This is a genomic window from Arcicella sp. GW821-FHT09D11 (assembly GCF_059416265.1).
The window spans coordinates 230,541-243,785 of record NZ_JBWKOV010000002.1; the positions used below are offsets into that span (position 1 = coordinate 230,541).

At 37.3% G+C, this 13,245-nt stretch carries 8 protein-coding genes; 1 reads left to right on the forward strand and 7 read right to left on the reverse strand.

Translation table 11 applies throughout. The features are described 5' to 3' along the window. Positions 1-63 precede the first annotated feature (63 nt). From AC07N0_RS06285 to cysS, 7 genes are all read right to left on the reverse strand, one after another. Positions 64-1,242 carry an efflux RND transporter periplasmic adaptor subunit gene (locus AC07N0_RS06285; protein ID WP_494588530.1) on the reverse strand — a complete coding sequence of 393 codons (1,179 nt, stop codon included), beginning with the start codon at positions 1,240-1,242 and terminating at the stop codon, positions 64-66. Beyond that, positions 1,235-5,566 carry a CusA/CzcA family heavy metal efflux RND transporter gene (locus AC07N0_RS06290; protein ID WP_494588531.1) on the reverse strand — a complete coding sequence of 1,444 codons (4,332 nt, stop codon included), beginning with the start codon at positions 5,564-5,566 and terminating at the stop codon, positions 1,235-1,237. The genes AC07N0_RS06285 and AC07N0_RS06290 overlap by 8 nt, the downstream gene beginning before the upstream one ends. Positions 5,567-5,728: 162 nt before the next feature. Continuing rightward, the gene (locus AC07N0_RS06295; protein WP_492801559.1) at positions 5,729-6,124 is read right to left on the reverse strand and encodes a hypothetical protein; all 396 of its coding nucleotides are present in this window, start codon (positions 6,122-6,124) and stop codon (positions 5,729-5,731) included. Positions 6,125-6,200: 76 nt separating this feature from the next. Further along, the gene (gene dxs / locus AC07N0_RS06300) at positions 6,201-8,162 is read right to left on the reverse strand and encodes a 1-deoxy-D-xylulose-5-phosphate synthase (protein ID WP_494588532.1); all 1,962 of its coding nucleotides are present in this window, start codon (positions 8,160-8,162) and stop codon (positions 6,201-6,203) included. 199 nt (positions 8,163-8,361) lie between these two features. Then, entirely contained in the window at positions 8,362-9,273 is a 912-nt protein-coding gene (locus tag AC07N0_RS06305) for a rhomboid family intramembrane serine protease (RefSeq protein ID WP_494588533.1), read from the reverse strand. An 86-nt stretch (positions 9,274-9,359) separates the two neighbouring features. Next, a complete protein-coding gene (locus AC07N0_RS06310; protein ID WP_494588534.1) occupies positions 9,360-10,148 on the reverse strand; it encodes a rhomboid family intramembrane serine protease in 789 nt (262 codons plus the stop codon). 38 nt (positions 10,149-10,186) lie between these two features. Further along, on the reverse strand, positions 10,187-11,677 hold the full coding sequence (cysS, locus tag AC07N0_RS06315) for a cysteine--tRNA ligase (protein WP_492801566.1): 1,491 nt from the start codon (positions 11,675-11,677) through the stop codon (positions 10,187-10,189). A 250-nt stretch (positions 11,678-11,927) separates the two neighbouring features. On the opposite strand from cysS, the gene AC07N0_RS06320 reads away from it, so the two are divergent. Then, positions 11,928-13,103, forward strand: coding sequence for a hypothetical protein (locus tag AC07N0_RS06320; RefSeq protein WP_494588535.1), 1,176 nt, complete (start codon positions 11,928-11,930; stop codon positions 13,101-13,103). Positions 13,104-13,245 lie beyond the last annotated feature (142 nt).

A 13,245-nucleotide genomic window follows, 5' to 3' on the forward strand; every position in this document is an offset into this window, starting at 1 on the left:
CTTCTGTACAACGATTATAAATACAGGATTAAGCCTTAAAGGGTTGCATCTAATAAAATTTAATTAATGCTCGCCATGTTCTGTACCAGTAAGCATAGCTTGTAAAATTGATACCCCTTGTTTTACAATTTGTTGATTTTCAATATTTTTATCGAGTATCACTTCTATGTTTCCGTTTTCGACTGTTCCAATTTTTACTGCAACTTGCTTAAAAGTATTTTCTTTTATTTGGATAAAAATGTAGCCCCCATTGTCATGCAACACTACAGCTGTTTCAGGTAATGTATTTACAATTCTTTTACCCGTAAAAATTTTCGTATTAACATATTGCCCCACAGTCAGTTTATCTTCCATTGTTTCATTATCAATATGTCCGTGGATATTAATAGTTTTAGTATCAGCATCTACATTTTTACCTACTAAAAACACAGTAGCCATCATTGGCTTTTCAGCAAACTTAGGACTTTCAATCACTATTTTTTGTCCAACCTTTATTTTATTGATGTCGTTTTCAAAAGCTTTTAGCTCTATATGCTTATGGGCATTGCCCACGATTTCAAATAATACATCCGTCGGAGCAATATTCTTCCCGATAGATACATTGGCAGTTTTGATATAACCTTCAATCGGAGAAGTAATATTGACAGAAGATGTAATTTGTCCTTTTTTTAATTTTTCTATCGAACATCCTATCAATTCAAGTTTTAACTCTAAGGCTTTGGCTTGTGCTTTCATAGAAGATACCTCCGAATCAGCTTGTTGTAATTTCTTTTTAGCACCAACGTCTTCCTTACTCAAAACATTCTGGCGGTCTAATTCCTGCTCTAAGAATTTTAGGCGACTTACAGCCTGTAAATAATCTTGTTGCAATTGGATATAATCCATGCTATAAATAGTTGCTAAAACACCGCCCTTTTTAATAGCCGAACCCGGAAGAATATTAGTGCTTTTTACATAACCACTAATAGGAATACTGACTGACGCCATATTCATAGGGGGTACATCTACTACACCATTTGCTTTTACTTCATCTGAAATAGTAGTTTTATCAAAAGCCCCAACTACTAAATGAGCATTTTTTACTTGCTCAGCAGATAAGGTGACGATGTCTGTTTTTTCATCCTTATCCTCTTTTTCTTCTGCCGCTTTTGGTTTAGAACAAGCTACGGCTATTACAAAAACGAAAGCCACTACAATACATTTTTGAAGGATATTTATATGATATTTTTGAGAATTATTCATTTCCGATTAATGTTTCGATGTTGATAATAATTTGGTTAAAGTTTTGCAATTCAGCTAAGTGCCTTTCTTTGATTTGCCAAGCTTGTGTGATATTCTGCACAAATTCTACATATTCTATCTCACCAGCCTGATAGCTTTTAGCAGCCGTTTTGGCTATTAAATCGGCTTGTGGAATCGCTGAATTTTTATAATAATTCAAAGACTTATCAGCTTTGTCGAATTGAATTTTTAAGGAATTTAGCTGACTTTGTAGCTGATTTTCAGCATACTGATATTGCTGATTAATTACCTCTTCATTGATTTTAGAAGCACTGATTCTTGCTTGTTGTGCCTTCGTGAAAATCGGTACATTAATGCCCACTTGTACATAATTTTGATTGAAATGTTTTTCAATACTTTGGTTGGTCAATGCTACTCTTACATCTGGTTTCAAACGTTGTTGTTCCAAATTGGTTTGCAATTTGCTTACTTCGCTTTGTTGTTTGATGATTTCTAAGAAAGGATTTGAGGCCACCTGAGCATCACTCGCTAAAAGTGTTTTTTGCGTATCAATGCTATAATCAATCACGAAGCTTTCACGAGTATTCATCAAAAATTGCAGTGTTTGATACAGGTTTTGCTCATCAGCTTGTGCCTGCTGAATACGATTTTGTATTTCTCTTAATCGTGTTTCAGAAGATACCTTTTCCAACAAATCCGTTTCCCCCGTTTTATATCGCACTGAGGCAGCTTTGAATGCACTTTGATAAAGGCTGTCTTGTTGCTGTAACAGTTTGATGGATTGATGTGTATATAAAATTTGGAAGTAAATGCTTTTTACTTCACCAATCAACTGTGTTTTAGTTAATCTAGCCCGCTTTTCAGCCGTTAAAACATTGCCTTTTAGCACGTTTTCTTGGGCTTTATATAAACTCGGCAAAGCAAAGGCTTGTCCTACTGAAAAAGTGACATCATTACCATCAAACACTTGTGTGCGACCGTACTGCGCATCAAAACTTGTTTTAGGCAATTCGCGGGCAGTTTTTACCAATGCCTGATTTCCTCTAATTTCTAGGTTCGAAATCTTTAAGTTTTGGTTCTGCTGAACAGCCTTATCAATACACATCTGTAATGACTGTGGTGTATTGTTTTGTGCAAAAGTGGTAGTACTTATCAATAATAGTACGATAACAGTGGCTATGTTTTTGGGTGTTTTAGGGTTTCTATTAAAAACCAAACTATAAATCACAGGAAGTACTACCAAAGTCAGTATAGTTGCTGTAATCAAACCACCAATTACTACAGTTGCCAAAGGTCTTTGTACTTCTGCACCTGGAGAATGGCTGAGTGCCATTGGTAAAAAGCCCATAGAAGCCACAGCCGCCGTCATCATTACGGGTCTGAAACGAGTTTTTGTACCTTCTAAAATCCGTTCTTTGATGTCTTTTATACCTTCTTTTTCAAGAATTTTGAAGTATGAAATCAGTACGATACCATTCAATACGGCTACCCCAAAAAGAGCGATAAAACCAATACCTGCCGACACTGAAAATGGCATATCTCGAACCCAAAGCGATAAAATACCGCCAATGGCCGAAAGAGGAATGGCAACGAAAACAATGAGGGCTTCAACCAACGAATTGAAGGTGAAGTATAAAAGTGCAAAAATCAAGAAAAGGGCTACGGGGACAGCAATAAACAAACGACTTTTGGCTGCTTGGAGGTTTTCAAAAGTACCTCCATATTCAATAGTGTAGCCAATTGGTAGTTTTACTTGCTTGTCAATAATGCTTTGTACCTCGGCTACCAAACTTTCTACATCACGATTCCGAACGCTGATTCCGATTGAAATTCTACGGCGAGCATTATCTCTGGTGATTTCAGCAGGGGCATCTTTGTATTGAATATTGGCAACTTCTGAGAACGGAATTTTTGAGCCATTGGGCAAATCCAAATATAAGTCTTTGATATTCTGGATATCTTTTCGATACGAAGAATCGAGACGAATCACTAATCCAAAACGTTTTTCACCTTCATAAACCACACCTGCTTCTTCCCCTGCAAAAGCTGATTTTAAGAGGGTATTGAGGTTGCTGATTTTTAAACCATACTGTGCAATTTTTTGGCGGTCATAAGTCACTACCATCTGTGGCACACCAGCTATTTGTTGTACTTTTAAATTAGCAATACCATTCACTTTATGTATTTTTTGTGCTATCTCTTGGGCTTTTACAAATAAAACATCAAGGTCTTCTCCAAAAATTTTAATGGCTACATCCGACTTCACCCCTGCAATCAATTCATTAAAACGCATTTGAATAGGCTGTGTGAATTCAAAATTTACCCCTGGAATATCCTTTAATAATTCCTCCATTTTTTCGCCGAGTTCGTCCATTGTTTCGGCCTTTTTCCATGCTTTAGGGTCTTTCAAAACAATGATTAAATCGCAAGAATTAATACCCATTGGGTCAGTAGGGATTTCAGATGAACCAATTCTGGAAACCAATTGGTCTATTTCGTCTGGAAATTCACGGAGTAAAAGCTTTTGGGCATCATTATTCGATTTGATACTTTGTGATAAAGAAGCATTGCTATGTAATATCGTTTCTACCGCAAAATCTCCTTCATTTAATTCAGGGATAAATTCACCACCTAGCGTGCCAAAGAGTAATAAACTTGCTATAAAAAATGCTAGCGAAGTACTTAAAATAATCAATTTTTTATTCAATGCCCAAGTGATGATGGGTTGATAATACTTATATAAAAAATTAATAATTTTATCCGCAATGGTCTCTGAATGGTCAATCTTTTTGCTTAAACACAAAGACGACATCATAGGCACATACGTCAACGATAAAATCAATGCACCGACAATCGCAAAACTTACGGTTTCGGCCATCGGACGGAACATTTTGCCTTCCACGCCCGTAAGAGCAAGAATCGGGAAATAAACAATCAATATAATGATTTCACCAAAAGCGGCAGATTTTCTGATGGTTACTGCTGAGTCATACACAGACTCGTTCATTTCTTGTTGGCTCAAGACATAGGCTTTGCCATCATGACTGGCAGGAATTGTACGAGTATGTAGCCTGTGGACAACGGCTTCTACAATGATAACGGCTCCGTCTACAATCAAACCAAAATCAATCGCTCCGAGTGACATTAAGTTGGCCGAAACACCGAAGAGTTTCATCATGGCGAAAGAAAAAAGCAAACAGAGGGGTATTACAGATGCTACTACCAAGCCTGCTCTAAGATTACCCAACAGTAATACCAAAATAAAGACGACGATTAAACCACCTTCGATTAAGTTTTTCTGAACAGTATTAATAGACTTGTCGATAAGCTTACTTCTATCCAGAAAGGCTTCTACTTTGACACCTTCGGGTAGTGTTTTCTGAATTTCTTCTATGCGTTTTTTAACTTGAACGACTACTTTTTCAGCAGACTCGCCTTTTAATAAAAGCATTACTGCACCAACAGCTTCGCCTTCACCATTACGTGTCATAGCACCATAACGAACTGCATGACCGAACTGAACTTTGGCCACATCACTAATCAATATGGGAATGCCTGCACGGGTAGTGATGACAACATTGTCGATGTCTTGTAAGCTATTTATGCGTCCTTCTGAACGAATAAAGTAGGCATCTGTTCCTTTTTCGATATAACTACCGCCAGAGTTAGCATTGTTATCTTGTAAAGCCTGAAATACTTCTGCAATACTCAGGTTCATTGCTCGTAGTTTTTCGGGATTAATGGCAACTTCATATTGTTTTAAATGCCCCCCGAAAGAACTTACTTCAACTACTCCTTTTATGCCCAATAGCTGTCTTTTAACTACCCAGTCTTGTATTGTTCGTAAATCGGACAACGAATATTTATCTTTAAATTTGGGGTCGACTACTAGAGTATATTGATAAAATTCGCCAAGACCAGTGGTAATAGGAGCCATCTCTGGGCGACCAGCCCCAGGAATTAAATTGGGTTCGGCTTCCCTCAGCTTTTCAGAAACTTGTTGCCTCGTTATTTCAGTAGGGACATCATCATCAAAAACAACAGTAATTACCGATAAGCCCATTCTGGAAACAGAACGGATACCTTTGGTATTAGGAACTGTTCTTAAAGAGATTTCGAGTGGGTAAGTAATAAATTTTTCTACTTCAGACGCTGGTAAAGCGGGCGATTGCGTGATTACTTGTACCTGATTTGAAGTGATATCTGGAAGGGCATCAATGGTCAGTTGGGTTAAGGAAATACCACCCCACGTCACCAATGCCAATACCAATAAGCCGATTGTCAGCTTATTGTATATGCTGAATCGAATGATTGAATCTATCATTGTATGTATGTCAAGAAGAATAGCCCAAATGGTAGGATACAAAAAATTGTAACCCTATCAAGAGGATAGCTCATTATTGTAAATAAAGGTATTTTCACGAAGGCACCTTCGTGAGGAAAGAATGATAAGAAATGACAAAGCGTATTTTGCCTAGAAGGGATATTAGAATCGAGGAGGGTTGAATAGTGTCTGTACTATAGAGAAACGATAGAAATTTTTCCAAACGAAATTTGGTTCAGAAAAAACTTTGAAGATAGCAACAAAGGGGAGGACAATTTTTTTATTGAACGTAGGTTCACATAGCGTTGTGGTGTTATGTGAATTTAGGTTTGGTAAATTTGAATGAGAATGTTTCGCTGTTTTGAAGTGTTTAGACGTAGCAGAATAGTGCATTGCCAAAAACTCTAGGAAGCTAATATTTTCATTCCAACTGTTTTTGTGTTGATTGTAATGTTTTACCAATTCTCCAACTTTGGCTAACTGCAAAGCATCAGCTTTTGGGAACAAACTCCCTATAAAGATGACAAAACTTAGCAATATGGCTGTAAATTGTTTCATGCAACAAATGTAGGTAATTAAGGGGAAAATAAAAAAAGGCGAAATTAATTCGCCTTTAGATTTACCTTTCAATAGCTTAATTTAAAACTATCTTAATATTATCTGTCTTGGGAGCATTTTTTTCAGTACCTAGAATAGCTCTCACTGCCTCCGCAATTCCTTCAGGGTCAAAGCCACATTCATGGTGTAACTCTAATTGTTCGCCATGTTCTACAACCCTGTCTGGAATACCCAATCGCTTTATTTGTGCCGAATAGTTATTATCTAGCATAAATTCAGCAACTGCTGTACCAAAACCACCTTGTATACAACCATCTTCAACGGTGATGACTTTATCGAAGTTTTGGAAAATCTCGTGCAGCATTACTTCATCCAATGGTTTTACAAAACGCATATCATAATGTGCGGGATTGATTCCTTCGTTCTCTAATACTTCACAAGCTTGTACAGCATAATTACCAATATGACCTAGCGTAAGGATGGCTACTTTTTCTCCATCTTTTATTTTGCGTCCTGTACCGATTTCAATTTTTTCAAAGTCAGTTTTCCACACTGGCATCATCCCTTCGCCACGTGGGTAACGGATAGAAATACAACTTTTTAGTTGCTTGAATTCATCATCAGAAACGGTAAACATAATATCTCTCAATTCCTTCTCATTCATCGGAGCAAAAACTATCATGTTCGGAATACAACGCATATAAGCAATATCATAAGCACCATGATGCGTTGGGCCGTCGGCACCAGCAAAACCTGCACGGTCTAGACAGAAAATAACGGGTAGTTCCTGTATCGCTACGTCGTGAATCACTTGGTCATAAGCACGTTGCATAAACGTTGAATAGATATTGCAGAAAACCGTAAGACCTTGGGATGCCATCCCTGCCGAGAAAGTAACGGCATGTTGTTCGGCAATTCCTACATCAAAAGCACGGTTTGGCATTACTTTCATCATCAAATTCAGCGAGCTTCCCGAAGGCATTGCAGGTGTTACACCCATAATTTTCGGATTTTTCTCTGCTAATTCTACAAGCGTATGCCCAAAAACATCTTGATATTTTGGTGGCTGTGGCGTAGAATAATACTTCTTTTTGATTTCGCCAGTAATTTTATCAAATTTCCCAGGGGCATGCCATAGCGTTTGGTCTTTTTCGGCCAAGGCATAGCCTTTCCCTTTTGTAGTAATGCAATGTAATATTTTTGGTCCAGGAATGTTTTTCAAATCATTCAGTACCGTTACCATATATTCTACATCATGCCCATCAATAGGACCAAAATATCTTAAATTCAAAGACTCAAATAAATTACTTTGTTTCAACAAAGTAGCTTTCAGTCCGTTTTCTATTTTAGAAACAATATCCTGAGCAGATTTGCCAAATTTTGACATCTTGCCTAACAGGTTCCACACTTCGTCTTTTACTCTGTTATACGTATGCGAAGTAGTAATGTCTGTGAGATATTCTTTTAAAGCCCCCACGTTAGGGTCAATCGCCATGCAATTATCATTCAGGATAATGATAATATTATTCGGAATATCACCCGCATGATTCATCGCTTCAAAAGCCATGCCTGCCGTCATTGAGCCATCACCAATTACGGCAATATGCTGGCGGTCGGTTTCTCCTTTGTAATTAGAAGCTACAGACATCCCCAAGGCTGCCGAAATAGAAGTAGAAGAGTGTCCTACACCAAAGGCATCATATTTACTTTCTTTGCGTTTCGGGAAACCCGATATTCCACCGTATAGGCGATTGGTATGAAAATTATCTCTACGACCCGTCAGAATTTTATGCCCATAAGCCTGATGTCCTACATCCCATATTAGTTGGTCGTTAGGGGTATTAAAGACATAGTGAAGTGCTACTGATAACTCAACCACACCAAGTGAAGCCCCAAAATGTCCGCCATACACTGATACATCATCAATAATGTACTGACGTAGTTCGTCACAAATTTGTAACAATTCTGAGCGATTACGTCTCCTCAAATCTTCGGGAGTGTTAATCTGGGCTAATATTTTTCCGGGTATAATTTGCATCGGTTTTTTCGAGTGAAAATTGTAAGTAGATAACCCTGTTTATCCTTAAAATGTTTGACTGATAGTTAAATATAGAAAGAATCTAAGGTGAAACTTAGGAACAAGCTAACAAATTTACGGAAATATTTGAAGCTTAGTATCAATTAAAAAAGTCAAGCAGATTTTCTACTTGACCTTTTTAACGAAAATGGTTATAATTTTACTTCTGTGAAGCTTTAAAAAGCTTTTGTTTTTCTTCTTTTGTCAGACTTTCGTAGCCAGAACGTGAGATTTTATCTAGAATAGCATCTACCTCATCTTCATCTGGATAGCCAACGCCAACACCTACACTTGAACTATTATAAGATGTTTCTTTTTGGCGATAAGCCACTTTGATTTTAGGTTTTTCGGTACGATTCACAATTCTTTTGAAAAAATCTACCGTGGCATCTATAGGTGTTCCCCAATCGTTGCCTGCCTGTAATTGTTTTACATATAAATACCCTAACAAAGCTCCGCCCAAATGCACAATACCTCCGCCAGCGTTGATGCCAATGGTTCCAGCCAATGAAATTAAAAAGAAGAAGAAAGCAATGTATTTTATTTTAACAGGACCAATCAAAAACAAGAAGAACGTATAGTCAGGTGCAAGCGTAGCGGCAGCAAACATAATTGCCATGACACTGCCCGATGCCCCAATAATGGTTGTATTGATTGCTGTTTGGTAGTAAGGAATAAAATTGAAGGTAAGCAATGCAAAAACACCTCCGAAGATTGCCCCCAAAATGTATAAATTGATTAGCCTACGGCTACCCAAAAATTCCTGAATAATTGCTCCAAACCAGTAAAGCATTAGCATATTAGGCAATAGATGGGCAATGGGATTGACAGAATGGAAAAATGAGTACGTCAGAATCGTCCATGGACGGTACAAAAAAGTACCTAAAGACGGCGTGAGGCTCAGGTATGACAACGCATTGTCGAACAATTCTGCTTTTTTGAAGAAAATTGTAAGACTTATCAATACCAACAACATCACCACATATACAGCTACATTCAGCCATATCAGCTGGATTAAACCATTATTTCGCTTGGAAAAAGCATCTTTAAAGTCATCTAAAATCCCACTCATTTTTATATTCCTTTATAAACTTTAATATTACTCAAAAATTATCAATGTTTCAATATAACAGATTGAAAAACAAAAAGTTAGTACTTTTAATAGAAGGAGTTTCTATTTTTACCCCATATTTTAATCAGTATAAAGGCAAAAACCATTCCACCAATGTGGGCAAAATGTGCCACATTATCACCAGGCATTTTATTGAGCCCCGCATATAGCTCGTATAGTCCATATAAAGCTACAAAATATTTTGCTTTTATTGGGATTGGAAGTAAAAAAAGCATAAGTTCTGTGTTAGGGAAAAGCAAAGCAAAGCCAGCCATTACCCCAAACACCGCACCAGATGCTCCAATTAGCGGAGTATCCAACACAGATCTCAAGCATTCTTGTGCAATTAGAACAGAATTCTGTACGGTAATATTGTTTGGATTACCTTCAATTAGTGCATAAGCATTATGAGGTATTCCGTCTGGAAAATACTGATACAGAAATTTACTGAACTGATTTAAGTCTGGGTGCTCAATATACGCCCTTGTGGCTGCTTCAAGTGTTGAATAATCATAATATTTTAACCCCATATATAACAAGCCAGACCCCATTCCTGTTACTAAAAAGAACGTTAAAAAACGTTTTTCTCCCCAATACATTTCCAACATCGGCCCTAAGAAAAACAATCCGAGCATATTATTAAAAAGATGTCGAAGGTCGGCATGAACAAAAATAGATGTTAAAAACTGGAAGGGTAAAAACTTCTCAGAAGTAAAGTAATGAAGCCCCATTACCGACACAATCATCTCTTTATGACCAAAATATTCAACACCAAATACGATGATGTTGATAGCCATCAATGCCCTAACAATAGGCGTTAAACCCGGAGTTCTCATTTTTATTGTTTATAGATTAAGCGAAATTAAGTTTACGACTATTCCTCGTATGCCCAATCAATTTTAGTTTTCATGTCCTTGATAACGAGCCCATTTGCTTTAAAGTAACCCCTTATTTCGTCTACCTTATCGTATTGTTTTGCCTCTTTGTATTCACGGTATAACGAAAGCATTCCTTTGGCAAAAGCCTCTATGTTTTCGTTAGGCTCTTCAATAAGACCAAGTACATTTTCAATAATAGCAATAAAGCTTTCTTTTAAGGAAGTAAAAACTTGTTCTCCTAACTGTGCTGTTTGTAGTTGTCCCATGTAAACTTGGTTTATTTTCTTTACCAAATTAAATAAACCCGCAATGGCAACTGCTGTATTTAAATCGTCATTCAAACCATCGTAACAAGCTTGAATGCCTTTCTCTATTTCTAATACGTGTTTTTCATCAACTGCGATTGAATCATCAGCCAAATATTCGATATTTTTTATAATTCTTAAACCATTAATTAAACGCTTATACCCTTTCTGAGCTGCCTTTAGGGCTTCATTTGAAAAATCAAGCGTACTTCTATATTGCGATTGCAACATAAAGAAACGAACCGTCATTGGACTATAGGCTTGGTCTAATAATGGATGCGAACCTGCCATCAATTCGCTAGGTAAAAACGAGTTACCAAGTGATTTAGACATTTTTTGTCCGTTCACCGTAAGCATATTAGAGTGCATCCAATAACGAACAGGCTCAACACCATTAGCTCCTTTGGCTTGGGCAATTTCGCACTCGTGATGTGGGAATTTTAAATCCATTCCGCCACCATGAATATCGAACGTATCACCTAAATATTTAGTACTCATACAAGTACATTCCAAGTGCCACCCTGGAAAACCATCGCCCCAAGGGGAAGTCCAACGCATTAAATGTTCAGGTGCTGCTTTTTTCCAAAGGGCAAAATCCAGTGGATTACGCTTTTCGCCAACGCCATCTAAATCACGCGTTTCCGTTAATAAATCATCTAATACTCTTCCCGAAAGTTTACCATAATTACCACCTTCAGCATTATAGCGAGCAATATCAAAATATACTGAACCTTGCGATTCATAAGCCAAACCTTTGTCGATTAAAGATTTAGTAGTTTCTATTTGCTCTACGATATGCCCTGTAGCAGATGGCTCGATACTAGGTGGCAATAAGTTAAATTGTAGGAGTACCTTATGGAAATCGTTGGTATAACGTTGTACAATTTCCATCGGCTCAAGCTTTTCAAGCTTCGCCATTTTACCAATTTTGTCCTCCCCCTCATCTCCATCGCCCACTAAATGGCCAACGTCAGTAATGTTTCTTACATAACGCACTTTATAGCCAATATGAGTGAGATAACGATTGAGAATATCGAAAGTTAAGAACGTACGAACATTTCCAAGGTGAACGTAATTATATACAGTTGGTCCACAAACATACATTCCCACATGTGGAGCGTTGATGGGCGTAAAAAGTTCTTTTTCTCGGCTGAGGGTATTGTATATCTTTAGGGGTTGCATTAATTCAGAATCTATGACTGTGATTATTTTCTTAAAACTTTACAAAACTAATAAAAGTATAACGGATTGAAGTAATTTTCGTTCCAAAATGCTTATCGCATGACAAACGGTAGGCTGTTCAAGGATATTTGACAATTACGCCCGTTAAATTCTACTTGATTACGTTTCTGATAACTAAGTAAGCAAGTAAATAGATGGTCTGTATTACAAATCCTCTATCTTTGAAAAAAAATAATTCAACTGAACAACAATGACCATTTTAGAAGTAGCTAATCATAAACATCTCCAACAAGAATTTCTTTTACTACCCGTTCGCTTGTATGAGTATGATAAAAATTGGATTCGTCCGCTCGACCAAGACATTGAAAATACCTTTAATCCTGAGAAAAATAAATATTTTAAGCATGGTGAAGCCATCAGATGGATTTTGCAGGATGCCGCAGGTAAAACCATCGGTAGAGTAGCTGCTTTTATTAATCAGGAGACTGCTAACAAAGAAGAACAACCTACGGGAGGAATGGGCTTTTTTGAATGTATTGAAGATGAATCTGCCGCTTTTTTATTGTTTGATGCGTGTAAAAATTGGCTGACAGGCAAAGGCATGGAGGCAATGGATGGACCAATCAATTTTGGAGAAAGAGATTCTTTTTGGGGATTGATGACCAAAGGATGGCAATTTGAACCTACTTATAAAATGCCTTGGACGAAGGCTTATTATATTCAATTTTTCGAGAAATATGGTTTTAAGGATTATTTCCAACAATATGTATATGTGACGCCAATTCGTGCGGCTACGGTTGCACCAACGGTAGAGGAAAAAGCTAGGCGTATTTATGAAAACCCTGAGTATACTTTCCGCCATATTGAAAAAAGTAAACTAGCAAAATATGGAGAAGATTTCAGGACAATTTTTAATGAAGGCTGGGCAAAATTCCCGGGAGTAAAAGCCATGACGGAGGAGCAAGCGAGCAACCTTGTAAAACAAATGAAGCCTATCATCGACGAGGAACTGACATGGTTTGCTTATGCTGGCGAGCGTCCGATTGCTTTCTTTATCGTGATTCCAGATATCAATCAGATTGTAAAACACCTTAATGGAAAGTTTGGCGTATGGGAAAAAGCGAAGTTTATGCTTTTACTAATGCGTGGTGTGATTACCCGTACTTGTGGGGTAATTTTTGGTGTAGTACCCGACTATCAAGGTAAAGGAGTTGAATCTGCCATTGCTTTGCGTTTTCGTCAGGCAGGTAGAGATAATCCGCATTATCAGTATGAAACGATTGATATGAATTGGGTAGGCGATTTTAATCCTAAAATGAATCGTTTTGTTTCACAACTAGGAACAACCAGAGATAAAGAATACATTACTTATCGTTACCTATTTGATAGAACAAAAGAATTTAAACGCAGCCCGAGAGTGGGGTAGATTTAATTGTGAATGAGTGAGTTGTGATTTAGTGATTTTCTTTAGTTGTGAATGATTGAGTTGTGAGTTAGTGATTTTTCGAAAAAGTTAAAATAAAATGATTTTTTGGGAACTCATTTAGCATGAATGGGCTTTTAAATCA